Here is a 25687-nt window from a genome sequence, read left to right as displayed (position 1 = left end):
CCCGCGGGCGGGACCGGGGGAGTTGGGCGGGGTTGCGCATGGTCCGCCTCTCCGGTTAGGCCCGGCGTTCCCGAACTCGACGAGACGCCCCATGGATCGCCCCAGCCTGCCGCTCGACGTCGCCGCCATCAGCCACGCATTCGGCGGGGTGCGGGTCCTCGACGAGGTGTCGTTCCAGGTTCCGGCCGGGGGCACCGCGTGCCTCGTCGGATCCTCGGGCTGCGGAAAGACTACGCTCCTGCGCATCCTGGCGGGCATCGAGCGGCCCAAGGGCGGGCGGGTCGAGGCGGGCGGGCGCCTTCTCACCGGCCCGGGCACCTTCGTCGAGCCGGAAGAGCGCGGCATCGGCTACCTGTTTCAGGACTACGCCCTGTTTCCCCATCTCAGCGTTGCCGACAATGTCGGCTTCGGCCTGCGGCGCAAGCCGCCCGAGGCGGCGCGGCGGCTCGGCGCGGAGGTGATCTCGCGCCTCGGGATCGGGCATCTGGCGGAGCGTTTCCCCCATATGCTGTCGGGCGGCGAACAGCAGCGCGTGGCGCTGGCGCGCGCGCTCGCCCCGCGACCGGGCATCATGCTGCTCGACGAGCCCTTCTCCAATCTTGATCGGGGCCTTCGCGAGCGCCTGCGCACCGAGACGCTCGCCATTCTCGGCGACCTCGGCACGACGGTGGTGATGGTGACGCACGACCCGGAGGAAGCGATGTCCTCGGGCGACCGGGTGGTTCTCCTGCGCGCCGGCCGCATCGTCCAGGAGGGGACGCCGAGCGACCTCTTCGACCGCCCGGTCGATGCGCATGCGGCGGAGTTCTTCGCAAGCTGCAACCGGATCGAGGGGACCTGCCGCGACGGCTATCTTCCGACCCCGCTCGGCCGCTTCGAGGCCCCCGGCCTGCCGGACGGCACCGCGGCGACCGCCTATGTGCGACCGCATGCCCTTCGCCTCAGCGGGCCGGGCGGCGGCGTCGAAGGGCGCGTGACGCGCTGCACGCTTCTGGGCGAGATCGAGGAGGTTCAGGTCGCGGTGCCCGGTCTCGCGACCGAACTGCGCGCCCGCTCCACGCAAAGGATGCGGCCCGAAGTGGGGACCGTCGTCACAGTGGAAGCTTCCCAGGAACAAGTCTTCGTGTTCGAAACCTCGGACCGCTCTTAGAAGCATTCCAGACGAGAGTGTCTCCCTTTCAGCGATCGTCTGCTAAATCCTTGAAAATCGAATATCATCCGCAGTCGAAGGAAGTGACGACGTGGGCGCAAGCGCCTCCAGAGCTTTGCGCATCCATCGATACGTCTTTTCATCCTCAAAGGCTGTAAGTTGACCAAAGCGATCACCTATGCGCATGGCGCTCATCGATCGGACAAGCGATCGGTGAGTGGGAAAGGCGGATGGCGATGAACATGCAGGGATACGGAGCGGGGCTCTTCGCGCTGGCTTGGGCGACCGGCGCGACGGCGAACGCGGCGGCGGCCGAACTCAACCTCTACACGACGCGCGAACCCGGCCTCGTGCAGCCGCTGATCGACGCCTTCACCGCCAGCACCGGCACCAAGGTCAACACGATCTTCCTGAAGGACGGCCTTGCCGAGCGCGTTACCGCCGAGGGCGAGCGCTCGCCTGCCGACGTCCTGATGACGGTGGATGCCGGCGTCCTGGTGGACCTCGTCGACCGCGGGCTGACGCAGAGCGTCACGTCGCCGACGCTCGATGCCGCGATCCCGGCCACCCTGCGCGACGACGAGGGGCACTGGTTCGCCCTGTCGATGCGCGCCCGCGCCCTCTACGCCGCCAAGGACCTCGATCTGACGGCCATCACCTACGAGAATCTCGCCGACCCGAAGTGGAAGGAGCGCATCTGCATCCGCTCCGGCCTCCACCCCTACAACGTGGCGCTGACCGGCTCCTTCATCGCCCATCACGGCGCAGCCGAGGCCGAAACCTGGCTCACGGGCCTCAAGGCCAATCTCGCCCGGCCGGCAGGCGGCGGCGACCGCGACGTCGCGCGCGACATCACCGGGGGCCTGTGCGACATCGGCGTCGCCAACTCCTACTATGTCGGCCTCATGCGCAGCGGCAAGGGCGGCCCCGAGCAGCAGCAATGGGCGGAGGGCATCAAGATGATCCTGCCGACCTTCGAGGGCGGGGGCACGCAGGTCAACATCACGGGCGGCGCGGTGGCCCGCCACGCGCCCAACCGCGCGGAGGCCGTTCGCTTCCTCGAATATCTCGTCTCCGACGAGGCGCAGGGCATCTATGCCAAGGCCAACTTCGAGTACCCGGTCAGCACGAAGGCCACGGTCGATCCCCTGATCGCCGAGTTCGGCACGCTGAAGCCCGACACGATCGACATCGTGGAAGGGGTGAAGTTCCGCAAGGAGGCCAGCGAATTGACCGAGAAGGTCGGCTTCGACGGCTGACGAACAGGACCGGCCGGCGGGGCGCGCCACGCTCCTCGCCGGATTTGGCTCGGCTTCCATGCGATCCCGTTTCCCCATGCCGTCGCCGTTCCCGAAAGGGCTGGGATGGCGCCTGGCCGCGTTCGGGGTCGCCGCGCTCGTCTGCCTTCCCGTCGTTTCGCTGGGGCTGATCGCGCTCGGCGGCGGCACGGCGCTATGGGAGCATCTCCTGGGGGCCGTGTTGCCGGGCGTGGCGGTTGACACGCTTCTGCTTCTGGCCGGGGTCGGCCTCCTGACGACGGTGATCGGCACCGGAACGGCCTGGCTGGTGACGGCCTACCGCTTCCCCGGGCGGGGCGTCTTCGCCTGGGCCCTGCTTCTGCCGCTCGCGGTTCCGACCTATGTGGTCGCCTACGCCTATCTCGACATCCTCCACCCCGTGGGCGGAGTGCAGCGCCTCCTGCGCGAGGCTCTCGGCTTTTCCAGCCCGCGCGAGTTCCGCCTGCCCGATATTCGGTCCCTCTGGGGCGCGACGCTGCTTCTGGGCCTCGTGCTCTACCCCTATGTCTATCTCACGACGCGGGCGATGTTCCTGACCCAGGCCGCCAGCCTCGTCGAGGCGTCGCGCACGCTGGGATTGCGGCGGCGAGAGGTCTTCGCCCGGGTGGCCGTGCCGCTCGCGCGGCCGGCGATCGCGGTCGGCGTCAGCCTGGCGCTGATGGAAACGCTGAACGACATCGGCGCCTCGCAATTCCTCGGCGTGCGCACCCTGACCGTTTCGGTCTATGCGACATGGGTCAACGGAAACGATCTGGCGGGCGCGGCGCAGCTCTCGCTTGCCATGCTGGGGATCGTCACCCTCCTGGTGCTGGCCGAGCGCTGGGCACGACGCCGCCAGCGCTACGCGGTGGCCGCCCAGAAGCCGCGCAGCCTCGCGCCGACCCGGCTCGGCGGCCTCGCCGCGCTCGGTGCCACGGCGGCCTGCGCGCTGCCGATCCTTCTCGGCTTCGCCGCTCCCGCGATCTACCTCGCCTTGGAGGCCACCAAGAGAGTCCAGTTCGCCGGCCTTTCTCCGCGTCTCCTCGGCGAAATCGTCAACACCGTCTCGGTGTCGATCGCGGCGACGCTCGCGACGCTGGGTTGCGGCCTCCTCCTCGCCCATGTCGGCCGCGCCCATCCCGGGCGCATGGTGGCGCTCGCCGGCCGCGCCGCCACGCTCGGCTATGCCGTCCCCGGGACGGTTCTGGCGATCGGCCTCCTCGTTCCGGCGGGCGCCTTCGACCGGTTCGCCGCCGATCTCGTCGAAGGACTGACGGGAGTGTCGCCCGGCCTGATCCTCATCGGCTCGGGCGCCGCGCTGGTGCTGGCCTATACCGCGCGCTTCGCCGCGATCGCGCTCGGCGGCATCGAGGCCGGGCTCGGGCGCGTCTCGCCCTCGCTCGACGGGGCGGCGCGCACGCTCGGACAAGGCTCCTGGGGGGTCTTCCGACATGTCCACCTGCCCCTGACGCGAAGCGCGATCGCATCGGCGGGGCTTCTGGTCTTCGTGGACTGCATGAAGGAACTGCCGGCGACACTGCTCCTGCGGCCCCTCAACTTCGAAACCCTGGCGACGCATCTCTACGGCGAGGCCGCGCGCGGAACCTACGAGGAAGCCTCGATCGCGGCCCTTCTGATCGTCGCGATCGGCATCCTGCCCGTCGCTGTCCTGTCGAGGCTGGGGTCGAGGGAGCGCGGCGACTAGCTCGGGCGCGGCGCGACATCCCCGCTTCGAAACGCGCCGCGCGAAGGCGGCCTAGCTCCGAAGCCCCGGCGCCTCCTGTCCGGTGCGCTCGACATATTCGCTATAGCCGCCGCCATAGAGATGAGGGCCCTCCGGCGTCAGCTCCAGGACGCGATTGGACAGCGCCGCCAGGAAGTGGCGGTCGTGGCTGACGAAGAGCATGGCGCCCTCGAAGCGCGACAGCGCCTCCACCAGCATCTGCTTGGTGGCGATGTCGAGATGGTTGGTCGGTTCGTCGAGGACGAGGAAGTTCGGTGGGTCGAACAGCATCCGGGCCATGACGAGGCGCGCCTTCTCGCCGCCCGACAGGACGCGGCACTTCTTTTCGATGTCGTCGCCATGAAAGCCGAAGCAGCCGGCAAGCGCGCGAAGCGGCGCTTGGCCCGCCTGCGGAAAACTGTCCTCCAGCGCCTGCAGCACCGTGCGCTCGCCGTCGAGCAGTTCCATCGCGTGCTGCGCGAAGTAGCCCATCTTGACGCTCGGCCCCCGCGTCACCGTCCCGGCATCGGGCTCCGAGGCGCCGGCGATCAGCTTCAGAAGCGTCGACTTGCCCGCCCCGTTCACGCCCATGACGCACCAGCGCTCGCGCCGGCGCACCTGGAAGTCGAGCGCGTCGTAGATGGTGCGGGTCCCGTAGCGCTTGTGGACGCCCTTGACGGTGGCGACGTCCTCGCCCGAGCGGGGCGCCGGCTGGAACTCGAAGCGTACCGTCTGCTGGCGCTTCGGGGGCTCGACGCGCTCGATCTTGTCGAGCTTCTTGACGCGGCTCTGCACCTGCGCAGCATGGCTGGCGCGCGCCTTGAAGCGCTCGATGAAGGCGACTTCCTTGGCCAGCATCGCCTGCTGGCGCTCGAACTGCGCCTGCTGCTGCACTTCCGCGATCGCCCGCTGCTGCCGGTAGAACTCGTAGTCGCCCGAATACGAGGTCAGCGCGCCGCCGTCGATCTCGATGATCTTGGCCACGATCCGGTTCATGAACTCGCGGTCGTGCGAGGTCATCAGGACGGCCCCGTCGAAGCCCTTGAGAAAGCCTTCCAGCCAGATCAGGCTTTCGAGATCGAGATGGTTCGAGGGCTCGTCGAGAAGCATGATGTCGGGGCGCATCAGGAGGATCTTGGCCAGCGCCACGCGCATCTTCCAGCCGCCCGACAGCTTGGCGACGTCGCCGTCCATCATCGACTGGCTGAAGCCGAGGCCGTCCAGAACCTCGCGGGCGCGCCCGTCCAGAGCATAGCCGTCGAGCTCGTCGAAGCGGCCCTGCACCTCGCCGTAGCGCGCGATGATCTCGTCCATCTCGTCAGTGCGATCCGGATCGGCCATGGCCGCTTCCAGCTCCGCCATCTCGGCCGCCAACGCGCTGACCGGGCCGACGCCGTCCATCACCTCGGCCACCGCGCTGCGGCCCGCCATGTCGCCGACATCCTGGCTGAAATAGCCGACCCTGACACCGCGATCCACCGAGACCTGGCCCTCGTCCGGCAGTTCCTCGCCGGTGATCATGCGAAACAGCGTGGTCTTGCCCGCGCCGTTGGGCCCGACGAGGCCGATCTTCTCGCCGCGCTGAAGCGCCGCCGACGCCTCGATGAAGACGATCTGCTTGCCGTTCTGCTTGCCGATGTTCTCAAAGCGGATCATGCGGGACATTCCAGGGGGATACGAAACGGGGAGCCGCCTCAAACCATCCCGCCCCTCGCAGCGCAAGAGCCGCCGGGTCACATGTCCCGTTTCGTCGGCGCCCTTCCCGGACCGCCGACCCGAAGCGGCGACGGTTCGGTGCAGGCCCCGCTCGGCTGCGATGAGCCCGGGCACGACGCCGAGCAGGACGGCCGCGCCGATGAGTGCGAGTTCAAGCCTATGGATGGACGGGCGGACGCCGCCGCAGGATCATGCCGCCGTGATGGAGCGTGTCGACATCGACGAAGTCGCCGTCGGCGGTGAACCCGGTGTCGTCCCAGTACTCGATGTGGGTGCCGGCCACCTCGTAACGCCCTCGGTAGGCACTTTCCACGGTGCCGCGCGCCTCGTCGTAGCGCCCGTTCGGCAGAAGCTCATGACGCACCTGGCTGTCGTCCGTTACCCAAAGACCGACATAAGGATGGTCGGGCATAGTGGTCTCCTCGGCGTTGGCGGAAAGAATCGACGCGGCCACAAGGGCCGCGACGGCGAGCGCGGTGCGGTGCATCAATGGGCGGACCGCAGGGGACGCACCACGATCTCGCTGACATCGACATCCTCCGGCTGCTCCAGCGCGAAGCGCACGGCCCGGCCGATCGCGTCGGGCGTCAGTGCGATGGAGCGATAAGTCTCCATCAAAGCGGCGGCATCCCCGTCGGTGATGGTCGAGGCCAGCTCGCTCTCGACGACGCCGGGATGAATGCACGTGACGCGGATATCCTGCCTTTCCTGTCGCAGCCCGTCCGAGATCGCGCGCACCGCGAACTTCGTTGCGCAATAGACGGTGGCCGTGGGCGAGACGGCAAGCGCACCGATGGAGGCGATGTTGACGACGTGGCCGGAGCCGCGAGCCGTCATCTCCGGCAGGACGGCCGCGATGCCGTAGAGAACGCCCTTCACATTGACGTCGATCATGCGGTCCCACTCCTCGACCTTCCCCGCGGCCAAGGGGGACAAGGGCATGACGCCGGCATTGTTGACGATCGCATCGACCCGACCGAACTCGGCACGCGCGGCTTCCACGAATGCGGCCACATCGACGCAGTCCGTCACGTCGAGCCGGCGGGTGGCGACGTCGGCACCTTGATCGCGGAGCTCGCTCGCGAGCGTGTCGAGGCGGTCGGTCCGGCGGGCGCCGAGAACGAGCGTCGCTCCCGCCGAGGCCAGTTCGCGTGCGATGCCTTCGCCGATTCCAGACGAGGCGCCGGTGACGAGAACGATTTTGTCGAGAGCCATGATGCCCTCCTTTCCCGATTGGTTCGATCCCGTCCAAACCGCGATCATCAAAGAGCGGTGACGGTTGCCGGGGATTTAGACCTCCTCCATTGTCGCCAGAAGCCGCCTTTTCCTTTACGCTTTGGCAAGAATGGCTAACCAATGCGCAACGATCTGAACGCCCTTGCCTTGTTTACGGTGATCGCCGAGGAAGCGAGCTTGCGGGCCGCGGCCGACCGCCTTGGCATCACGCGCTCGGCCGTCAGCCAGTCGCTCCGGCGTCTCGAGGCCGAACTCGGCGTCGCGCTGGTTCGGCGCACGACGCGCAGCATGAGCCTGACCGAGGAAGGTATGCGCCTGCGCGACGAGATCGCCCCCTCGATCGCCGAGATGCGTGCGGCGATGGAAGATGTGCGAACCCATCAAGGCATCGTGCGAGGCCAGCTTCGGCTTGCCGTATCCTCGATCGCGGAAAGCGTTCTGTCGGGCGCGCTTCTCGCCGACTTCTGCGCGGCGCATCCGGCGGTGCAGCTCGACGTGCTCGTGACGGACGAGGAGTTCGATATCGTGGCCGCCGGCTTCGATGCGGGCGTGCGCCTTGGCGAGGTGATCGAGGACGACATGATCGCGGTGCCGGTTTCCGGAGATCAGCGCCAGGTCGCCGTCTGCGCGCCCGCCTATCTCGCGCGGATCGGTGCGCCCTCGCACCCGCGCGAACTGGTCAAGCATCGATGCATCGGGTGGCGACCGGGCCCCCGCACGGCTCCCTACCGTTGGGAGTTCACCGAGGATGGACGCGATTTCGCAGTCGACGTCGAACCGGAGATCACCACCAACGACATGGAACTGATGGTGAAGCTGGCGCGGGCCGGCGCCGGGGTCTCCTTCGGCATGGAGGAAACGTTCCGAGACGACCTCGCCACCGGAGCCCTCGTGCCGTTGCTCGAGCGCTTCTGCCCGCCCTTTCCAGGCTTCTTCCTCTACTATCCCAGCCGCCGCAACATGCCGTCGAGGCTGCGTGCCTTCGTCGACCACGCGGCGCGCCACCGGCGTGGCACCCGCACGGAGGGCGGAGGCGACTAGGCCGGCCGCTGGTTGGCGAGGCGGCGATGGCCATGCGCATACTCGGCTCGATCTGTGCCGTCAGCGTCTGGCCGAGCCGGGCACCGGCATCGACGCCCTCGGGGGCGATATCGAAATCCCGATCGTTCGACGCGAGCTTCGGCACCATCGGGAGAAGACCGGCGTCGGCTCTCCTTTCGCCGACGCTTCCCGCCGCCTTCTTTTCATGTCGGCCGGCAGCCTCGGCTCGAACGGGACCTCCCGATCCTTCGTGATGCGGATCAACGCCGGCTGCGATACGCAAAGCGGCTCGCTGGCCCGGACGACAGCCGTGGGAAGCGACCCAATCATCGAGGGTTCCTCGGCACGATTGATAAACCTGATCGATCATGGCTAGCGCGACCCAGCGTCTAATCCCATCGACGATCAGTTCCTAGCTTCGGCTTCGAAGCTGATCCTCGCGGCCGTCTGCTCGGCTCGGAGTCGATTGGCTCTGGAAAGAATGGATACATTGATGACGACCATCGACCGCCCGCAGGTGCAGACCGGCGCTGCGTGGAGCGCCGTGTTTTCGATGGCGCTTTGCGTGGCGCTTCTCATCGCCTCCGAATTCATGCCCGTCAGCCTTCTGACGCCGATGGCCGTCGGTCTCGGCGCCACCGAGGGGCAAACGGGACAGGCGATCTCGATCAGCGGTCTCTTCGCCGTCGCCGCGAGCCTTCTCGTCACCACGGCGGCGGGGACGGTGAACCGCAAGTGGGTGCTGGTCGCGATCACGGCGATGATGCTGATTTCGCTCGTCCTCGTCGCCGCAGCCCCGAACTTCGCGACCCTGATGGTCGGCCGAGCTCTTCTCGGCCTGTGCATCGGCGGTTTCTGGGCGCTGGCGACGGCCGTCATCATGCGCCTCGTGCCGAAGTCCGACGTCCCCCGCGCACTGGCCCTCATGTATGGCGGCCAAGCGATCGCCGCGGCCTTCGCAGCCCCGATCGGAAGCTATCTCGGCGGCCTGTTCGGCTGGCGCGAAGTGTTCTCGGTGCTCGTGCCGCTCGTCGCCTTGAACCTGATCTGGCACCTCATCGCGCTCCCGTCCCTGCCGGCGCGGGACCGCCAGGATGTCCGTTCACTGCTCTCCCTCCTGCAACGCCCCTACTTCTTGCGCGGCCTCGTCGCCTCGATGCTTTCCTGGGGCTCGGCCTTCACGATGTTCACGTATCTGCGCCCATTCCTCGAGCAGGTGACGCGGGCCGATGTGACGACCTTGTCGATCCTTCTTCTCGTTCTCGGCTGCGGGGGCTTCGTCGGCACCTAGGCGGCGGGACGTTTCGTCGACGGCCGCGTCGTTCCGCTGCTGAAGCTTCCGACCTTGCTGATGGGTGGCGTGACCCTCCTTCTCCTCGCCTTCGGGCGGTCGGTGGTCGCGACGGGAATCATGCTTGCCCTTTGGGGTGTCATGAACACGGCGATGTCGGTGATCTTCTTGACCTGGATGGCCCAGAACGTCGACGACGCGCCGGAGGCCTGGGGCAGCCTGATGGTGGCCGCCATCCAGACCGCGATCATTCTGGGTGCGGTGCTCGGTGGCCTCCTGCTCGACGGCTTTTCGATCCAGGCGACCTTTATCGGCAGTATTGCGCTTGGGGTGGCCGCGCTCCTTCTCATCCGCGACGGCCGGAGCCTTCTGAGGGACGGCTGACCCTGCCACGCCGGAGTGCTTCACGACCAATCCGGCCCCCACCTGCGGCTATTCACCCGCACGACGCGCAGCGTTTCGCCCACCCAGGCGGGAGAGCGTCTCCTACAGGCTCTCGCACCACGACTGCGGGGGCTCGAAGAGGACTTGGACGCCATCCGGGCCATGCGGGGCACGCCGTCGGGAAGCGTTCGCATCAGCCTTTCGGATCATGCTCTGGAAACCGTAGTGTGGCCCAAACTGCGCGATGTCCTGCCCAACCATCCCGACATCAAACTGGAGTTGAACGGCGACAACGGGTTTCGCGATATCGTGAAGGAGCGGTTCGATGCCGGCGTGCGCCTCGGAGAGAGCCTCGACCGCGATATGATCGCCGTCAGGATCGGACCGGACTGGAGGCTGGTGGCAGTCGCCTCGCCCTCCTACCTCGCGCGATGCGGGACACCGCGACATCCTCGCGACCTTCAGGAACACAACTGCATCAACCAGCGCCAGATTCGGTCCGGCAATCTGTACGCGTGGGAGTTCGAACGCGGCGAAGAGGAACTGCGTATTCGCGTCCACGGCAATCTGATCTTCAACACGGCCTACGCTCAGATCGACGCGGCCGCGAAAGGGTATGGGACTGCCTATCTTCCGGAAAGCACGGTAACGGACGAACTGCGCGACGGACGTCTCGTTCAGGTGCTCGACGAATGGTCGCCGTTCTTCCCCGGCTACCATCTCTACTATCCCACGAGGCGCGAGAACTCGTCCGCGCTATCCTTCGTGATCGACGCCCTGCGCCACCCCGGCTAGACCCGCCGCAAAAGCGCGCCTAAAACTCGCCCTGCCCTTCGAGGTGCCCCAAGGCGTGGGCTCGCCGCCTGCCAGGCCACGGCTGCGCCGCAGGGCACAGCTTGCCCGTCCGATCGGATCTACAACAAACCGCAACTGCGCCGAGCGCCTGTGGGCAAGACCGAAAGGACTGGGGGACCTTGGCCACCCGCTACGAGAAGACAGCCGCAAGCGTCGTTGGCATCCCTCGCCTCAGGGCAGTTCTCGAACCGCTTGGGCGATGACAGGCGGGAAACTCCGACCGGTCATCGATCGGGCAACACGGTGATCTCGAAAGCCCGTGCCGTCTACGCTGCCATCTGCACGAAATGGCCGGGGCTCACCTCCTCGTAGGCGCGCTTAGGCGCGACGTAGTCGAAGGGGCGGAGCGGGCTGCGCAGCTCTTCGGCGAGCTTGGGGGGCAGCGAACCGCGCCGCGACGGATCGGGCAGCGGAACTGCCTCGATGAGGCGCCGGGTATAGGGGTGACGGGGATTTTCGAACACCGAACGGCGCGGCCCGATCTCGACGATCTCGCCGAGATACATGACCGCCACACGATGGCTGATGCGCTCCACCACGGCCATGTCGTGGCTGATGAAGAGATAGGCGAGGCCCATGCGCTCCTGCAGGTCGAGCAGGAGGTTGGCGACCTGCGCCTTGACCGAAACGTCGAGCGCGGAGACGGCCTCGTCGGCGACGATGAGCTCGGGCGACAAGGCAAGGGCCCGAGCAATCGAGATGCGTTGGCGCTGGCCGCCGGAAAACTCGTGTGGATAGCGCGAGGCGACCGAGGGGAACAGGCCGACCTGATCCAGAAGCTCGGCGACTCGCTCCTGCGCGGCGCGACGGTTCATCAACCCGTGTGCCAGGATCGGTTCGGCGATGGCCTTTCCAACGGTGATGCGTGGATTGAGGGACGCGAAGGGATCCTGGAAGATCATCTGCGCCGTGCGGCGCATCGTCTTGAGGCCGGTCCGGCCCATCGACAGGACGTTCTGCCCGCCGATGCGCACCTCGCCTTCGCTGGGCTGCACCAGTCCGAGGATCGTGCGCCCGGTGGTGGACTTGCCGCAACCGGACTCTCCGACCAGCGCCAGCGTCTCGCCGGGCCTGACCTCGAACGACACGTTTTCCACCGCGTGGACGCGCCCACCGGGCACCTCGAAGCGAGTGGACAGACCGGAAACCTCGAGAATCGGCGCAACGTCGGTCTTCGGCTCGCTCGTCGCCGGGCCGTCCTGCGTGACCCCCGTCTGGGGATCGACCTTGGGGAAGCGCCGGGGTACCGACGTGTCCCCCATCGTGCCGAGCTTCGGGATCGCGGCCAGGAGCGCCTTAGTGTAGGGTTCCTGCGGCCGGGCGAAGATCGCCTCGGTGGCGCCCGTCTCCACGAGATCGCCGCGTAGCATCACCACCGTGCGATCGGCGACCTCGGCCACCACGCCCATGTCGTGCGTGATGAACAGAACGGCCATGTTCTCCTCGCGCTGCAGTTCGCGCACGATGTGGAGGATTTCCGCCTGGATCGTCACGTCGAGCGCGGTGGTCGGCTCGTCGGCGATCAGGAGTTTCGGCCGGCACGCCAGCGCCATCGCGATCATCACGCGCTGGCGCATGCCGCCCGAGAATTTGTGAGGGTATTCCGACAGGCGTGAGCGGGCGGCGGGAATGCGCACCCGCTCCATCATCCGCAGCGCCTCGGCCTCGGCCTCCTTCCAGGACATGTCGCGATGGAGCACCAGCGCCTCGGCCAACTGGTTGCCGATCGTGAAGACCGGGTTCAGCGAGGTCATCGGCTCCTGGAAGATCATGCCGATGCGCCCGCCGCGCACACCCCGCATCTCCTTGTCGGACAGCGTCAGGAGATCGCGCCCTTCCAGGAGGATGCGCCCTTGCGTGCGCGATGTCTTGGGCGGCAGCAGGCGCATGGCCGACAGCGCGGTCACGCTCTTGCCCGATCCCGACTCCCCGACGATCGCGACCGTCTCGCCGGCATCCACGGTGAAGGAGATGTCCCGGATCACCGGGCGCCATTCTCCGCCGGATCGAAACGAAGTCGTGAGGTTCTCGATCGACAGAACGGGCTGCGTCTCGCTCATGGACTCAAACCTCCTTGGCAAGCCGCGGATCGACGAGATCGCGCAGACCATCGCCCACCAGTTGCAGCGAGAGAACCGCGAACACGATGGCAAGGCCGGGAAACAGCATCAGCCAGGGCGCGTTGTTCATGAACTCGCGTCCCGAGGCGAGCATCGTTCCCCAGGTCGGCATGTCGGACGAGACGCCGACGCCGAGGAACGACAGGCTGGCTTCCGCCAGCATCGCGCTGGCGAAGATGAACGTCGCCTGGACGAGGATGGGCGAAGCCAGATTGAGAAGGACGTGGCGCAGAAGGATCTGCCAGGTCGGCAGCCCGAGCGCGACGGCGGCCTCGATATAGGGGAGTTCCCGCAAAACGAGCGTCGAGCCGCGCACGATGCGTGCCAGGCGCGGCGCATAGGTGATGCCAAGTGCCAGGATCACATTGACGAGCGAGGGCCCGAGGGCGGCGACGAGCGCGATGGCCAGGAGAATGTCGGGAAACGACATCATGGCGTCGAGGAGACGGGAGATCGGCGCGTCCAACCGGCGGAAGTAGCCGGCGAGAAGGCCGAGGAAGACGCCGAGCACCGTTGCGATGACAACGACGCCGAGGCTCACCAGAAGCGAGACGCGCCCGGCGAAGATCGCACGCGTGAAGATGTCGCGCCCGAACTCGTCGGTGCCGAAGAAATGCGCGCCCGACGGCGGCTTGAGGCGGTTGACGATGGAGAGCTTGGCCGGGGAGTAGGGCGTGATGAGGGGTGCCAGGAGTGCCGCCAGCACGACCACCGCCAGGATGACGATGCCGAGAAGAATGGCGCGGTTGCCGACGAGGCGCCGGAAGCCCTTGGCGACCGGCGACGAAAGGGACAGCAGCATCATGCGCGCACCCGCGGGTCGACGGCGAGATACAGCATGTCCACCGCGAAGTTGATGAGGACGTAGATGCCGGCGACCACCAGAAGCGCTCCCTGGATCACCGGATAGTCGCGGCGCAGAACCGCCTGCACGACGAGATTGCCGACACCCGGCAGACCGAACACGGTTTCCGTGACCACCGCTCCGGCGACAAGAAGCGCGATCGAAAGCCCGATCACCGTGATGATCGGGATGAGCGCGTTCTTCAGTGCATGTTTCAGGATCACGCGTCCGGCTCCGGCGCCCTTGGCGCGGGCGGTGCGAACGTAGTCCTCGCTCAGGACGTCCAGCATCGCCGCGCGCGTGAAGCGCGTGATCAGGGCGGAGTTCACGATGCCGAGCGCCACCGCCGGCAGGACGAGATGATGGAGCCTTTCGAGAAAGGGCGTTCCGGGTCCGCCATAGCCCGAGGCGGGAAACCAGCCGAGCGAAACGGCGAAGGTCTGGATGAGCAGAAGCCCCAGCCAGAAGCTCGGCACGCTGGCCGCGATCATCGTGACGCCGACGACGATCTGGTCGAAGAGCGTTCCGCGTTTCACCGCCGACAGAATGCCGACCGGCAGGGCAATGGCGACCGCGATCAGGATGGAGAACAGGGTCAGGAAGAAGGTGGGTTCGGCGCGTGCGGCGAGCGCCGTCGTTACCGGCTGCCCGAGAAAGATCGACTGGCCGAGGTCGCCGCGCAGGACATCGGCGACGAAGCCGACATATTGCTGGAGAATCGGCGCGTCGAGGCCGAGCCGTTCGCGAAGCGCGGCGATGTCGGCCGGCGTCGCGTCGGACCCGAGCATGACCGCGGCGGGATCGCCGGGAGTGACGCGCACGATCACGAACACGACGGTGACGACGAGAGCGAGCACGACGGCCATACCGCCGGCACGGCTGGCGAACGCCCACATCAGCCTGGACATTGCGAGTCCTCCAAAATCGATCTCCCGGGGCCGAACCGCAGCCTCCCGAGGGCCAAGCACGGTCCTGCGAGGAAAGGCGGGACACATCCGGCGACCGGATGGTCGCCGGATATCGGGGCCGTTTGCCGTCAGCCTTTCGGCGTGACGTTCCAGAAGCGCGGCCAATAGGCCGCCTCATAGCCCGAGACCCCGTTCGCCAGGCCGCCGAGCGCATTGAAATTGCCGACCTTCACGAGCGGCGCGTCGTCGTAGATCACCGCCTGGATCTTCTCCCAGGCCGCCAGCCGGTTGTCGTTGCCGACCGCGTTCAGGAAGGCGCCGACCGCTTCGGTCTTGGCAGGCGAGGTGTACCAGCCGGGATAGGTATCGGTGATCGTGTTCAGCGTGGACGGATCGCCGGGGAAGTTGGAATGGGTGATGAAGATGTCCCACTGCCCCTTGTCGGCGCGGCGTGTCGTCAGCGTCGCCCAGTCGACCACCTGTAGATCCACCTTGAAGCCGGCAGCCTCGAGATAGGCTTTCGCGACTTCGCCGGTCTTGTAGTGGAACTCGTACTGGCGGCTCGTCAGGATGCGGATCGGCTTGCCGTCGTAGCCGCCCTCCTCCATCAGCTTGGCCGCCGCTTCCGGATCCCCCTCGCCGTAACGCTCGACGCCGGCCTCCGTGTGCCAGAAGAAGCCTTCGGGATAGAAGGCGCCGTCCACCGAGAAGAAGCGCTCGTCGGAAAAGGCCGCCAGCATCATGTCGGTCGGGTTCACCGCGACCTGCACCGCCTGGCGCAGCGCCTTGTTGGTCAAGGCGCCTTCCGCCATGTTCATGTTGAGCGAGGTCCAGCCGGCGTTCTCGAAGATGACCGGCTTGGCGACCCCCGATGCCTCGACACGCTCGACGGCGCTGACGGGAAGGGCGTCGGCATAATCGTACTGGCCCGAAAGCAGACCCTCGACGCGGGTGTTGGCGTCGGGCACCGGTACGAAGCGCACTTCGCCCGCGATCGCCTCGCGGCGGCCGGCATAGTTGGCGGGCTCGCCCTCGGGGGACTTGTACCCGTCGAAGCGCACGAACTGGGTGTACTGGTCGGGGCGGCGCTCCTGCAGTTTGTAGGGGCCTGTGCCGACGAACTGGGTGAGTTCGGCGCCACCGAGCGTCTCGGACGGCAGGATCGGCGCCCAGCCTTGGCTGAGGGTGGCAAGAAGCGGGGAGTAGCGGCTCTTCAGCTTGACGGTGACGGCATGCTCTCCGTCGGCCTCGACGCTGTCGACAACACCCGCGACCTGTTTGCCCTTGGAGTTGATCTCCATCCAGCGCTTCAGCGAGGCGACGACATCGGCAGAGTCGAAAGCCGAGCCGTCGTGGAAGGTGACGCCCTCGCGCAGCGGGATGCGATAAGTCAGCCCGTCCTCGGAAATCTCGGGCATGGCGGCCGCCAGGAGCGGGCTCGGCTGCCACTCCTTGTCGTAGGTGTAGAGCGTCTCGAACATGTGCTGGGTGATGGTCAGCACGATGTCGGTCGGCGTCTGCATCGGATCGAGGGTCGGGGGCTCGCCGATCGTGGCGACCGTCAGCACACCGTTTCCGGTTGCCTGCGCCATCGCGGCGGTGCTCGTTCCCGCCATCAGGGCTGTGAGGCCGGCGGCCAGAAGCATTTTCTTCATGACAGGCACTCTCTTCAAGGGTTGCAAGGGTCGCCCTCAGCCGTCGAGGCCGAGAGGATCGGGAACGCGCGGCCAGAGCTCGTGGCTGGCCTTGGCGTAGGGAGTGGTCGCGGGATCGGTCGGATAGCTCGTCGGCGCCGCGACGTAGAGAATCTCGGCGGCGACAGGCGCGAAGCCCGCATGGAAGTGGTTGGTGGACTTCACGAGAAGGATGTCCTTCGCTTCGAAGTCGACACCGAGGTTTGAGAAGATCGTCGGCTCGTAGGTCTGCGTCCGACTGGTGATCAGGACAACGTCGATCTCCGTGCCGAGAAGCCGCACGACCGCCGTTCGCCCAAGCGTGACGCGGCTGTTGCGGAAGGTCTGCCAACCCGTTTCTTCGGTGCGCAGAACGCGCACCCGCGCATCCAGCGGCTCGCCGCCGTGATGAGAGGACTTGCCGCCGAAGCGCAGCAGGATTTCGGCGCCCTCGCCTGCCGCATGGCAGAAGGATACGGCGACCGGATCCCAGATCGTCGCGACAGCCACCTTTCCGATCCCGCGCTCGATCATCCGCCGCAGGATCGCGGTGCCGTCGCCGGCGACGCCCCCACCGGGATTGTCCCAGACGTCGGCGATCACCACCGGCTTGGTCGCGCCGGCCGCGCGAAGCGCGATAGCCCTGTCGAGGCCCGGCTCGGTCGCCAGCATCGGCATGGCCGTATCGCGGCGCATGGCGTAGAGTTCGCGACCCAGGCGCTCGGCCAGCGCGTCGCCCGCTTCCCGTTTATCGTCCGTCACCACCACGATGCGCGTGCCCATGTCCGGCACGTCGCCGGCCATGAACCCGTGGATCACCGAGATGGACAGGATGCCGTCTTGGCCCTCCATCGCCTTCAAGCGGTCGACGAAGGAGCGCATCGGCTCGCGGCTCGTCGGATAGATCGTGATCATCCGGCAGTCGAAGGTCGAGACGACCGGGCGGATCTCGCCTCGTAGGGCCCGCAAGGCGAGATCCACGACATGCTCGCCCCGTTCCTCGAAGTCGGTATGGGGAAACTCGAGGAAGGCCGCCAGAAGATCGAGCTTGGACACGCGCAAGGCGGTCAGATGCGAATGGGGATCGAACTCGGCGGCGACGAGCACGTCCGGCCCGACCAGAGCCCGCACACGGGAAAGGAAGTCGCCCTCCGGGTCGTCGTAGCCCTGCGCCACCATGGCCCCGTGCAGACCCAGCACCACACCGTTCACAGGAAGGGCCGCTTCCAGCTCGCCGAGGATCGTGTCGCGCAAGGACTCGTAGGTCTGGCGCTGAATGAGGCCCGCCGGCTCGGCCCAGCAGGAGGTCCCCTCGATGACCGTGAAATCCTCGGCAAGCCCTCTCCGGCGCAGGATCGGAACGGGCGACGAACACAGGGTCGGCGTATCCGGATGCTCGCCGGGGCCTGCGTAGAAGGCCGCCTTGAAGGACGCGAGATCGGTGGGGACCGGGGAAAAGGTATTGGTTTCGGTGGCGAGCGAAGCGGTGAAGATGCGCATGGGACCCTACCGGGCATCCGTGAAATGAGGTTCGAGCGCGGCAGCTGCGCCTTTCAGGCTGTCGAGGTAGGCCGCGTGGTTCGTCTTCGCGTCGCCGCGCGGGGCGACGATGCAGAGCGTGGCGACGGCCTTTCCATCCGGCCGGCGAACCGGCACGGCAAAACAATGGGTGTAGCTGTCGAGTGCGCTGTCGAACGTGAAATGGCCCGCGGCTCTCGCGCCCTCCACCTCGCCGAGGAAGCGCTCCTCCTCGATCGGCACGCCTCCGGGCAGTTCGAAGTCCCCCTCCCCTAGGAAGGCGCGGATTTCGTCGCGCGTCAGGTGGTCCACGAGAAGACGTCCCGAGGCGGTCCAGGTCAGGGGCACCCGTTCGCCGATATCGGTGGAGATACGAAACGGCCGGGAGCCCTCCTGCTGGGCACCGACATAGTATCGGTTGCCGTCGAGCTTGCAGAACTGCGAGGTTTCCCCGGTCTCGGCGACGATCCGCTTGAGAGCCGCGGTCACCGCCACCTGCCGTCCGGATACGGCGGAATAGGCGGACCCGAGGAGATAGATCTTCTCGCCCAAGAACAGGCGACCATCACCCACGTCCTCCAGGAAACCCCGCCCGAGAAGGAGCGAGGTCAGTTCGTAGACGGAGGAGCGGGGAGCAGACAGGATCACGGCGATCTCGTTCGCGCGCAGCGGCCGGCGCGCCGTAGCGAGGGCGTCCAGGATGTCGAGGGCACGGTCGAGCCCGCGCGAGCGCGCCGACGTCGCGCTTGCCTTGGGCTCCTTGGCGTCCTGCTGCACCGGATCGTCCACCGCTCGGCTCCTTACTTCCGCTTGAAGGCCACGCAGTCGATCTCGACCTTGCAGTCCACCATCATGGAGGACTGCACGCACGCACGCGCCGGCGGAGTTGCACCGAAATACTCGGCATACACGCCGTTGAAGCTCCAGAAGTCGCGGGGGTCGTCAAGCCAGACGCCGACGCGCACGACGTCCTCGAGGCCGTAGCCGGCCTCGGTCAGGATCGCGATCAGGTTCTCCATGGTCTTCTTCGTCTGCTGGACGATGCCACCCGGAACGATTTCGCCGTTCTCCATCGCCACCTGACCGGACACGTAGAGCCAGCCGTCGGCCTCCACCGCACGGGCGAAGGGCAGCGGCTTGCCGCCAGCACCGGTCTCGCCGGCTCCGTAGCGCTTGAGCATATTGGTTGCATCCCCATCAATGTCCACAATAGCGGACATCAGTCTGAAATTTCGGATTGACGTATAAAGGGGCAGGCCTCAAAACAAGTCAAACGGTTTATTCGAGGAGATCATCATGACCGTCCGAGCCCTCGACGACCTCGAAACGCCAGCCGTCGTCGTCGATTTGCCGACGGTTCGCGCCAACATCGAACGCTTCCAGATGCATGCAGACGGCGCGGGTCTTGCGGCGCGGCCCCACATCAAGACGCACAAGCTGCCGCAGATCGCACGCCTCCAGATCGAAGCGGGCGCCGTCGGCATCACCTGCCAGAAGGTGAGCGAAGCGGAGGCGATGGTGGATGGTCTGCCGACCGTCGGCGACGTGATGATCACCTACAACGTCATCGGCAGGGCGAAGGTCGCGCGTCTGGCGTCCCTGGCCCAACGGGTGCGCCTGTCGGTCGTTGCCGACAACGAAACGGTGGTGGCCGGCTTGTCGGAGGGCTTCGCGGGGGCGCCCGAACCTCTCCGGGTCCTGGTGGAATGCGACACCGGCGGACAGCGCTGCGGCGTCCCCTCGCCCGAAGCCGCCTGCGATTTGGCGATCGCCATCGGCAACGCGCCCGCCCTCGTATTCGACGGACTGATGACCTACCCGGCGGCCGGCGGAGCCGAACGGGCGGCGGATTTCCTGCGCGCTGCCAAGTCACGGATCGAGGCGGCCGGCATCCCCGTTCCGCGCGTCACGTCCGGCGGCTCCCCCGACATCTGGACGGCGGCCACGCACGGGATCGTCACCGAATATCGCCCGGGCACCTATGTCTACAACGATCGCTCGCTGGTCGCCCGTGGCGTGGCCGGCCTGGACGATTGCGCCCTGACGGTCCTGGCGACCGTGGTGTCCGTGCCGACCGCAAACCGTGCCATCATCGACGCGGGCAGCAAGGTCCTGACTTCGGATCTTCTGGGTCTCACGGGACACGGCGCGGTTCTGGGCCGACCGGATCTGACGATCGATCAGCTCTCGGAGGAGCACGGCCGGATCGTGTCAAGCGGGAACATCGGATTGAAGGTCGGCGACCGCATCCGGATCGTGCCGAACCATGCTTGCGTTGTGACCAACATGGTCGATGCGGTGCATGTCGTCCTGGAAAGCGGACAGGTGGAACGCTGGCCGGTCGCCGCCCGCGGAAAGGTCATCTGACACTTCGCGGCGACGCGGCCTTAAAGCTTCCGCGTGGGCCGGGAAACCCGACGCATCGAGGCGTATTGGCCTTGCCGCCCGAACGAATGCCGGGATCGATTCGTCGACGGAAGGCAAACCGTCGCGTCGATTTCGGTCGTCCGAACGCGGTGGGGGCTGACGATTGGCTCATCACCCCGCCTAACCCTAAGAGCGGTCGCTACCGAGCCCCTCAAGCGGTCGCTCAGCGCCTGTCCGGGGAAGCAGTCGAGGTCCACACTTCGGCACAACGACCTTCGTTGTGATAGCTTCCTCACCCTATTCAAATCTCGACCTGCGGACTTGGAATCCGACCCTGTTGCTGCTCCGCGCAAGCATCGTGTTCCCGGCAACGCGATTCGAGAATCGCAGCCATCGAAAGCTTGATCACCAAGCGAAACAAACGGATCGAGCAAAAACCGTATGGCGCGAAGAATGGAAATCTAGTTTCTTCAGACGCTCTTCAGTTGAAGCAACTGGGCATCGAACACAATGATGCGAACTGTCATATATCAGTTAGCATATGGTGGGTGATGTAGGGATCGAACCTACGACCCGCTGATTAAGAGTCAGCTGCTCTACCAACTGAGCTAATCACCCGGAACGACGAAGCGCTGTTGCGATCGGCGTCTGAGGGGCTTCTAGTGGAAGCTGGGAGGCTTGTCCAGCCCTAATATCGCAATGCGATATCGGAGCCTTCGGCCTCAGCTGTGAAACCAGGGTAGGCGCTGCACAAGCGCCTGGGGCAGCGGGCGTGGATGGATGCGCAGGCCCTCGTCCGCCGACGCCGCCTCGCGCTCGTGCCCCGAAAAGTCCATTTCGCCTTCCCCCTCTTCCGCGACGTCGAGGAAGTGGATGCCGGCGAAGGCCTCGCGTCGATACACGAGTTTGGCGGGACGGATCGGATCGTCGCCGATGCGGATCTCGAAGACCTTGGGAAGCGGCACGGACGGGTCGATCGTCAACAGGGCGCCGGTCGAGGAAATGTTGCGCAGGACGCAGTCGAAGGTCGAATAGCGGTTGTTGAAGAGGATCTTGGCACTGCGCAGCGTGCGCGTGCGCGGCGCGACCCGGCGCTCGTTGTCGTCGATGGAAGGATGTGGAAGGGCAGACATGCCGAGCCCCTGGCCGATGAACCTGACGCGAACTTACGCGCCCAAAGGTTAGCACCGCTTGAATCTTATCCATCGCATCCAAGCGATGGGCCGGGGTGCGGCCCATCGCTGCTATGGAAGGTTCCTGGCGTCATCGGCTCGCGGGAGGCCGGACCGGCATCCCGCGCGCGACGACTTAGTTGCGAGCCTTGTCCACCAGCTGGTTCTTGGCGATCCACGGCATCATGCCGCGCAGCTTGGCACCCACTTCTTCGATCTGGTGGCTGTCGTTGACGCGGCGGATGCCCTTGAAGCGCGCGGCGCCCGAGCGGTATTCCTGCATCCAGTCGGAGGTGAACTTGCCGGTCTGGATGTCCTTGAGGACGCGCTTCATCTCGGCCTTGGTCTCGTCCGTGATGATGCGCGGGCCCGTGACGTATTCGCCCCACTCGGCGGTGTTGGAGATCGAGTAGTTCATGTTGGCGATGCCGCCCTCGTAGATGAGGTCGACGATCAGCTTCACCTCGTGCAGGCATTCGAAGTAGGCCATCTCGGGGGCGTAGCCGCCTTCCACCAGCGTCTCGAAGCCGGCGCGGATGAGTTCCACCAGACCGCCGCAGAGCACGACCTGCTCGCCGAAGAGATCGGTCTCGCACTCTTCCTTGAAGTTGGTCTCGATGATGCCGGAGCGCCCGCCGCCGACGCCGCAGGCGTAGGACAGGGCCAGCTCCAGCGCGTTGCCGCTGGCGTCCTGATGGACCGCCACGAGGCAGGGCACGCCGCCGCCCTTCTGGTATTCGCCGCGCACCGTATGGCCCGGGCCCTTGGGCGCGATCATCACGACGTCGACCGACTTCTTCGGCTCGATCAGCCCGAAATGGACGTTGAGGCCGTGCGCGAAGGCGATCGCCGCGCCGTCGCGGATGTTGCCCTCGATATCGGCCTTGTAGATGTCGGCCTGGAGCTCGTCCGGCGTCGCCATCATCAGGAGGTCGGCCCACTTGGCGGCCTCGGCCACCGTCAGAACCTTGAAGCCGTCGGCCTCGGCCTTCTGGATCGTCGGCGAGCCGGCCTTCAGCGCGATCGCGACGTTGGCGGCGCCCGAGTCCTTGAGGTTCAGCGCATGGGCACGGCCCTGGCTGCCGTAGCCGACGATCGCGACGTTCTTGGACTTGACGAGGTTCAGATCGGCATCGCGATCGTAATACACGCGCATGGATTCATTTCCTTCCGGTTTGCCCGGCTCTCTGGCCGGATGGGGTCGGGTCGGCCACGTCGGCGGCGCCCGGTTGCGGGAGCCCGTAAAGGGCGAAGAACTGGCGGGTGGCGCGAGCGGCCGCGTGGCCGATCTCCGACCCGGCGGGCGAGGCGCGCTCGCCCAGGAGCAGGCGGATCTGCGTGTCGCGCACCACGAGGCCGAAGAAGGTGGAGAAGGCCTCGTCGGCATCGGGAAAGGCGAGCAGCCCGGCCTTGCGTCCGCTTTCCAGGATGGGAGCGAGGCGGCGGCGCATCGCCGACGGGCCGTTCTCCAGGACGATGGCGCCGAGATCGCGACGGTCCGTGCCGGCATGACCGACCGCCAGCCGGTTGAGCGCGATCGAAGTATCGCCCGACAGAACCGTCAGCCAGTCGGTGGCAAAGCCGAGAAGGCTCGCCTCCAACCTCGACCGGTCCAGCGTATGGGGGTCGAGCGGCACCGCCCTCACCTTGCTCGCCTGCCATTGCACGGTGGCCGTCAGGAGGCCGTCGCGCCCGCCGAACCACTTGTAGAGCGTTTCCTTGGAGCAGCTGGCGCGCCGCGCGACGGCGGTCATCGTCAGCGTCTCGTCGTCGGCGACGAGAAGCGACAGGGCGGCGTCCAGAACCTGACGCTGGCGCTCCGTCATCGGCCGTCCGTCGATCTCGACCGTCGCGCTCAAAGCGTCGCTCCTCCTGACTAATGCGTACCGTACGTTACGGTACGCGGGTTTAGAAGGATGCTCCGCACTTGGCAAGGGCGTTCCTCGATCCGGAGTCTGGTCCTGCGCGAAATCCTGGAACCGATGGACGCTCGACGCTCCTCCGCCGCCCAAACCTCGGAATGCCCTGGGGACGGCGCTCCCGGCGGACATGTCGCGTCCGGGTTGCGCTTTGACCAAAGCGTGATCGGCAGTCCAAACGGCGATTAGGAGGATCGAAACGCATCTCGTCTTGAATAGGCCAATTCGTTCAGGACGTTGCCGATGCTCAAGACCTTCATGCTTCCGACCAAGCTCGTGTGCTCGATCGCCATTGGCCTCGTGGCGATTACCGCGCTGATTGCGGGCTGCGGCTATTTCCTCCTGAACCAGGACGCGCGCGCCGACGCGACGGACCGGCAGGAGGTCAACATGCGCGTGGCCTGGGATGTCCTTGGCAACTACGGCGAAGGTTTCTCGCGGCGCGGCGACACGCTTTATGTCGGGACGAAGGCGCTGAACGATTTCAGCGAGCCGGTGGACCGGATCAAGTCGCTCGTCGGCGGCACGGCCACCGTGTTCCTGGCCGACAAGCGGATCGCCACCAACGTCAAGAAGCCGGACGGCGCGCGGGCGGTGGGGACGAACCTTTCTCCCGGCCCGGTCTTCGACACGGTCCTGAAAGAGGGCAAGAGCTATCGGGGCGAAGCGGACATTCTCGGCACCCCCTTCTTCACCGCCTACGATCCGATCCGCAACGCGGCGGGAGAGGTGATCGGCATCCTGTATGTCGGCCTGCCGCAGTCCGAATTCCTGGCAACCGTCCACGACGTGCAGATCAAGCTGATCGCGATCTGCGCCGGTGCCGCGCTCTTCGTGGGTCTCGTGTTCTTCTGGGCGACGCGTCGCATGCTGGCTCCGTTGCGGACGCTGACGGACGCCATCGGCGACGTGGCGGCCGGGCGCACGGACCATCCCGTGGGAAGCACGGATCGTGGCGACGAGATCGGGATGATCGCTCGTTCCGTCGAGGCGCTGCGCCATTCGGTGATCGAGCGCCACCGTCTCGAGGTGGAAGCGTCAGCCTCACGCTCGGCCGGCGAAACGGAGCGGGCCCGCCGCGCCGCGATCGACGATGCCAAGTCGGAGGACCTGCGCGTCTTCGTCAACGAGGTGGAGGCGAGCTTCGAGCGGCTGGCGGCCGGCGACCTCACGGTGCGCATGCCGGGGCCGGTGGCGGGCGAGTTCGAACCGATCCGCCAGCGCTTCAACGCTTCGGTCGAGCAGTTGGAATCGACGATCGGGCAGGTCGTGGGCGCGGTCGGCACGATGCGGGTAGGCCTCGGGGAAATCGCAGTGGCGGCCGGCGACCTGTCGCAACGCACCGAGCAGCAGGCGGCGAGCCTCGAGCAGACCGTGGCGGCCCTCGCCGACGTGACGCGCGGCGTCGATGCGACCGCTCAAAGCGCCGCCCGGGCCCATGCGGCGGCAGGACAGGCCCGGCAGGAAGCGGAACGGGGCGGCGACGTGATGGCCGATGCCGTGCGCGCCATGGGCGAGATCGAGCAGTCCTCGGCCAAGATCAGCCGCATCATCGGGGTGATCGACGAGATCGCCTTCCAGACCAACCTCCTGGCGCTCAACGCGGGCGTCGAGGCGGCGCGCGCCGGCGAGGCGGGACGCGGCTTTGCCGTCGTCGCGCAAGAGGTGCGCGGGCTTGCCCAGCGCTCGGCGGAAGCCGCCAAGGAGATCAAGGATCTCATCTCGACCTCCACGGCGCAGGTGGGTCAGGGTGTGAGCCTCGTGTCGACGTCAGGCGAGCGGCTGCGCGAGATCGTGTCTCAGGTGGCGGGCGTCGCGGACGCCATCGACAAGATGGCGCGAGGCGCGCGCGAACAGGCGGCGTCGTTGAAGGAAGTCTCCACGGCCGCCGATCAGATGGACAAGGTCACCCAGCAGAACGCGGCGATGGTGGAGGAAACCACGGCCGCCGCGCAAAACCTCACCGGCGAGACCGAGCAACTCGCCGAAATCGTCGCTCGCTTCGCCACGAGCCATGCCAGCGGAACGACGCAGCCCGGTCGCACGAGAAGCGTCGCAGCGCCCCGAAACCATGCCCCCTCCCCGCCGGCCTCGCAGCGTGCCGTTCCGCAGTTGCGGGTGATGCAGGGCGCCAAGCCCGCTTCCCGCCCGGCCACTGAGCGCGACAGCTGGGAGGAGTTCTAGGAGCGCGCGAGGGGCTGCCGCTGCGCCGGATCGGCATGCTGGAACAGCAGGATAGCCCGTTGCGCCACGTCGATTTCCAAGGCCACGAACCATCGTGGCTTTCCGAAGCGGCAGTTCTCTCCACTCGACGAGATCGGCGCTGAAGCATGAGGCACGGAAAACCAGCCAATCTCCGGGTCGGCCGTTCACAGGCCCCGCGCTCCGCGCCTGACTTGGAGTAGGACACGCTGCCACCGCCGGCCCACCGAACCAGCGCAAAAGCGCGAAGACGTTCCGACCGAGGCTCGATATCTCGCCATGCAGCGACGC

Annotated in this window: 22 protein-coding genes and 1 tRNA gene; 9 read left to right on the top strand and 14 right to left on the bottom strand. The window is 66.7% G+C overall.

What is annotated here, in order from left to right:
* Positions 1–91: 91 nt before the first annotated feature.
* The 3 genes from H7A85_RS07345 to H7A85_RS07335 all read left to right on the top strand — a co-directional run bounded on the left by H7A85_RS07345 (position 92) and on the right by H7A85_RS07335 (position 4132).
* Entirely contained in the window at positions 92–1150 is a 1059-nt protein-coding gene (locus H7A85_RS07345) for an ABC transporter ATP-binding protein (RefSeq protein WP_182085268.1), read from the top strand.
* Between the two features lie 242 nt (positions 1151–1392).
* Positions 1393–2409, top strand: a complete 1017-nt coding sequence (locus tag H7A85_RS07340) for an extracellular solute-binding protein (protein WP_182085540.1) — start codon at positions 1393–1395, stop codon at positions 2407–2409.
* Positions 2410–2485: 76 nt separating this feature from the next.
* Positions 2486–4132 (top strand): iron ABC transporter permease, encoded by a 1647-nt coding sequence (locus H7A85_RS07335; RefSeq protein WP_210270228.1) that lies wholly within the window; start codon positions 2486–2488, stop codon positions 4130–4132.
* A 51-nt stretch (positions 4133–4183) separates the two neighbouring features.
* Here H7A85_RS07335 and H7A85_RS07330 read toward each other — a convergent pair whose 3' ends face one another.
* The 3 genes from H7A85_RS07330 to H7A85_RS07320 all read right to left on the bottom strand — a co-directional run bounded on the left by H7A85_RS07330 (position 4184) and on the right by H7A85_RS07320 (position 7081).
* Positions 4184–5806: an ABC-F family ATP-binding cassette domain-containing protein gene (locus H7A85_RS07330; RefSeq protein ID WP_182085266.1), complete on the bottom strand. Its 1623-nt coding sequence runs from the start codon at positions 5804–5806 to the stop codon at positions 4184–4186.
* Between the two features lie 217 nt (positions 5807–6023).
* Positions 6024–6353, bottom strand: coding sequence for an Atu4866 domain-containing protein (locus H7A85_RS07325; protein WP_182085265.1), 330 nt, complete (start codon positions 6351–6353; stop codon positions 6024–6026).
* The gene (locus H7A85_RS07320; RefSeq protein ID WP_182085264.1) at positions 6353–7081 is read right to left on the bottom strand and encodes an SDR family oxidoreductase; all 729 of its coding nucleotides are present in this window, start codon (positions 7079–7081) and stop codon (positions 6353–6355) included. Before H7A85_RS07320 ends, H7A85_RS07325 begins: the two co-directional genes overlap by 1 nt.
* A gap of 141 nt (positions 7082–7222) precedes the next feature.
* Here H7A85_RS07320 and H7A85_RS07315 point away from each other — a divergent pair, with 141 nt between their 5' ends.
* The 4 genes from H7A85_RS07315 (at position 7223) to H7A85_RS07305 (ending at position 10613) form a co-directional block, all read left to right on the top strand.
* On the top strand, positions 7223–8143 hold the full coding sequence (locus H7A85_RS07315) for a LysR family transcriptional regulator (RefSeq protein ID WP_182085263.1): 921 nt from the start codon (positions 7223–7225) through the stop codon (positions 8141–8143).
* A 493-nt stretch (positions 8144–8636) separates the two neighbouring features.
* Complete coding sequence (locus H7A85_RS07310) at positions 8637–9434, top strand: MFS transporter (protein WP_210270227.1); 798 nt, start codon at positions 8637–8639, stop codon at positions 9432–9434.
* Positions 9435–9494: 60 nt separating this feature from the next.
* The gene (locus H7A85_RS20715; protein ID WP_210270226.1) at positions 9495–9818 is read left to right on the top strand and encodes an MFS transporter; all 324 of its coding nucleotides are present in this window, start codon (positions 9495–9497) and stop codon (positions 9816–9818) included.
* A gap of 15 nt (positions 9819–9833) precedes the next feature.
* Entirely contained in the window at positions 9834–10613 is a 780-nt protein-coding gene (locus tag H7A85_RS07305) for a LysR substrate-binding domain-containing protein (RefSeq protein WP_182085262.1), read from the top strand.
* Between the two features lie 326 nt (positions 10614–10939).
* Here the strand turns inward: H7A85_RS07305 and H7A85_RS07300 are convergent, their stop codons facing one another.
* The 7 genes from H7A85_RS07300 to H7A85_RS07270 form a co-directional block, all read right to left on the bottom strand.
* The gene (locus H7A85_RS07300) at positions 10940–12733 is read right to left on the bottom strand and encodes an ABC transporter ATP-binding protein (protein WP_182085261.1); all 1794 of its coding nucleotides are present in this window, start codon (positions 12731–12733) and stop codon (positions 10940–10942) included.
* Between the two features lie 4 nt (positions 12734–12737).
* Entirely contained in the window at positions 12738–13598 is an 861-nt protein-coding gene (locus H7A85_RS07295) for an ABC transporter permease (protein ID WP_182085260.1), read from the bottom strand.
* A complete protein-coding gene (locus H7A85_RS07290) occupies positions 13595–14545 on the bottom strand; it encodes an ABC transporter permease (protein WP_182085259.1) in 951 nt (316 codons plus the stop codon). The genes H7A85_RS07295 and H7A85_RS07290 overlap by 4 nt, the downstream gene beginning before the upstream one ends.
* Positions 14546–14673: 128 nt before the next feature.
* Positions 14674–16200 carry an ABC transporter substrate-binding protein gene (locus tag H7A85_RS07285; RefSeq protein WP_182085258.1) on the bottom strand — a complete coding sequence of 509 codons (1527 nt, stop codon included), beginning with the start codon at positions 16198–16200 and terminating at the stop codon, positions 14674–14676.
* A 36-nt stretch (positions 16201–16236) separates the two neighbouring features.
* The gene (locus tag H7A85_RS07280) at positions 16237–17718 is read right to left on the bottom strand and encodes a M81 family metallopeptidase (RefSeq protein ID WP_182085257.1); all 1482 of its coding nucleotides are present in this window, start codon (positions 17716–17718) and stop codon (positions 16237–16239) included.
* Between the two features lie 6 nt (positions 17719–17724).
* Positions 17725–18525: an IclR family transcriptional regulator gene (locus H7A85_RS07275; protein ID WP_244631025.1), complete on the bottom strand. Its 801-nt coding sequence runs from the start codon at positions 18523–18525 to the stop codon at positions 17725–17727.
* A gap of 11 nt (positions 18526–18536) precedes the next feature.
* Positions 18537–18917: a RidA family protein gene (locus tag H7A85_RS07270; RefSeq protein ID WP_182085256.1), complete on the bottom strand. Its 381-nt coding sequence runs from the start codon at positions 18915–18917 to the stop codon at positions 18537–18539.
* Between the two features lie 115 nt (positions 18918–19032).
* Here H7A85_RS07270 and H7A85_RS07265 point away from each other — a divergent pair, with 115 nt between their 5' ends.
* A complete protein-coding gene (locus H7A85_RS07265; RefSeq protein ID WP_182085255.1) occupies positions 19033–20103 on the top strand; it encodes a D-TA family PLP-dependent enzyme in 1071 nt (356 codons plus the stop codon).
* Between the two features lie 542 nt (positions 20104–20645).
* Here the strand turns inward: H7A85_RS07265 and H7A85_RS07260 are convergent.
* The 4 genes from H7A85_RS07260 to H7A85_RS07245 all read right to left on the bottom strand — a co-directional run bounded on the left by H7A85_RS07260 (position 20646) and on the right by H7A85_RS07245 (position 23101).
* Positions 20646–20721: transfer RNA gene (locus H7A85_RS07260), tRNA-Lys, on the bottom strand.
* A gap of 104 nt (positions 20722–20825) precedes the next feature.
* Complete coding sequence (locus H7A85_RS07255; protein WP_182085254.1) at positions 20826–21236, bottom strand: PilZ domain-containing protein; 411 nt, start codon at positions 21234–21236, stop codon at positions 20826–20828.
* A 175-nt stretch (positions 21237–21411) separates the two neighbouring features.
* On the bottom strand, positions 21412–22431 hold the full coding sequence (ilvC, locus tag H7A85_RS07250; RefSeq protein ID WP_182085253.1) for a ketol-acid reductoisomerase: 1020 nt from the start codon (positions 22429–22431) through the stop codon (positions 21412–21414).
* A gap of 4 nt (positions 22432–22435) precedes the next feature.
* A complete protein-coding gene (locus H7A85_RS07245; RefSeq protein WP_182085538.1) occupies positions 22436–23101 on the bottom strand; it encodes a TetR/AcrR family transcriptional regulator C-terminal domain-containing protein in 666 nt (221 codons plus the stop codon).
* Positions 23102–23437: 336 nt separating this feature from the next.
* On the opposite strand from H7A85_RS07245, the gene H7A85_RS07240 reads away from it, so the two are divergent.
* Positions 23438–25378, top strand: coding sequence for a methyl-accepting chemotaxis protein (locus H7A85_RS07240; protein ID WP_182085252.1), 1941 nt, complete (start codon positions 23438–23440; stop codon positions 25376–25378).
* Positions 25379–25687 lie beyond the last annotated feature (309 nt).

The organism is Aureimonas sp. ME7 (assembly GCF_903970965.1).
Lineage (GTDB): Bacteria > Pseudomonadota > Alphaproteobacteria > Rhizobiales > Rhizobiaceae > Aureimonas.
This window is presented reverse-complemented; position numbering and strand designations above follow the sequence as displayed.

Excerpts from the sequence above, each read along its gene's own strand:
- H7A85_RS07325 (WP_182085265.1), bottom strand. The coding sequence starts at position 6,353 with ATGCACCGCACCGCGCTCGCCGTCGCGGCCCTTGTGGCCGCGTCGATT.
- H7A85_RS07335 (WP_210270228.1), top strand. The coding sequence starts at position 2,486 with ATGCCGTCGCCGTTCCCGAAAGGGCTGGGATGGCGCCTGGCCGCGTTC.
- H7A85_RS07295 (WP_182085260.1), bottom strand. The coding sequence starts at position 13,598 with ATGATGCTGCTGTCCCTTTCGTCGCCGGTCGCCAAGGGCTTCCGGCGC.
- H7A85_RS07315 (WP_182085263.1), top strand. The coding sequence starts at position 7,223 with ATGCGCAACGATCTGAACGCCCTTGCCTTGTTTACGGTGATCGCCGAG.
- H7A85_RS07320 (WP_182085264.1), bottom strand. The coding sequence starts at position 7,081 with ATGGCTCTCGACAAAATCGTTCTCGTCACCGGCGCCTCGTCTGGAATC.
- H7A85_RS07345 (WP_182085268.1), top strand. The coding sequence starts at position 92 with ATGGATCGCCCCAGCCTGCCGCTCGACGTCGCCGCCATCAGCCACGCA.
- H7A85_RS07240 (WP_182085252.1), top strand. The coding sequence starts at position 23,438 with ATGCTCAAGACCTTCATGCTTCCGACCAAGCTCGTGTGCTCGATCGCC.
- ilvC (WP_182085253.1), bottom strand. The coding sequence starts at position 22,431 with ATGCGCGTGTATTACGATCGCGATGCCGATCTGAACCTCGTCAAGTCC.
- H7A85_RS07290 (WP_182085259.1), bottom strand. The coding sequence starts at position 14,545 with ATGTCCAGGCTGATGTGGGCGTTCGCCAGCCGTGCCGGCGGTATGGCC.
- H7A85_RS07285 (WP_182085258.1), bottom strand. The coding sequence starts at position 16,200 with ATGAAGAAAATGCTTCTGGCCGCCGGCCTCACAGCCCTGATGGCGGGA.
- H7A85_RS07255 (WP_182085254.1), bottom strand. The coding sequence starts at position 21,236 with ATGTCTGCCCTTCCACATCCTTCCATCGACGACAACGAGCGCCGGGTC.
- H7A85_RS07330 (WP_182085266.1), bottom strand. The coding sequence starts at position 5,806 with ATGATCCGCTTTGAGAACATCGGCAAGCAGAACGGCAAGCAGATCGTC.
- H7A85_RS20715 (WP_210270226.1), top strand. The coding sequence starts at position 9,495 with ATGGGTGGCGTGACCCTCCTTCTCCTCGCCTTCGGGCGGTCGGTGGTC.
- H7A85_RS07245 (WP_182085538.1), bottom strand. The coding sequence starts at position 23,101 with ATGACGGAGCGCCAGCGTCAGGTTCTGGACGCCGCCCTGTCGCTTCTC.
- H7A85_RS07280 (WP_182085257.1), bottom strand. The coding sequence starts at position 17,718 with ATGCGCATCTTCACCGCTTCGCTCGCCACCGAAACCAATACCTTTTCC.
- H7A85_RS07270 (WP_182085256.1), bottom strand. The coding sequence starts at position 18,917 with ATGCTCAAGCGCTACGGAGCCGGCGAGACCGGTGCTGGCGGCAAGCCG.
- H7A85_RS07300 (WP_182085261.1), bottom strand. The coding sequence starts at position 12,733 with ATGAGCGAGACGCAGCCCGTTCTGTCGATCGAGAACCTCACGACTTCG.
- H7A85_RS07265 (WP_182085255.1), top strand. The coding sequence starts at position 19,033 with ATGACCGTCCGAGCCCTCGACGACCTCGAAACGCCAGCCGTCGTCGTC.
- H7A85_RS07340 (WP_182085540.1), top strand. The coding sequence starts at position 1,393 with ATGCAGGGATACGGAGCGGGGCTCTTCGCGCTGGCTTGGGCGACCGGC.
- H7A85_RS07310 (WP_210270227.1), top strand. The coding sequence starts at position 8,637 with ATGACGACCATCGACCGCCCGCAGGTGCAGACCGGCGCTGCGTGGAGC.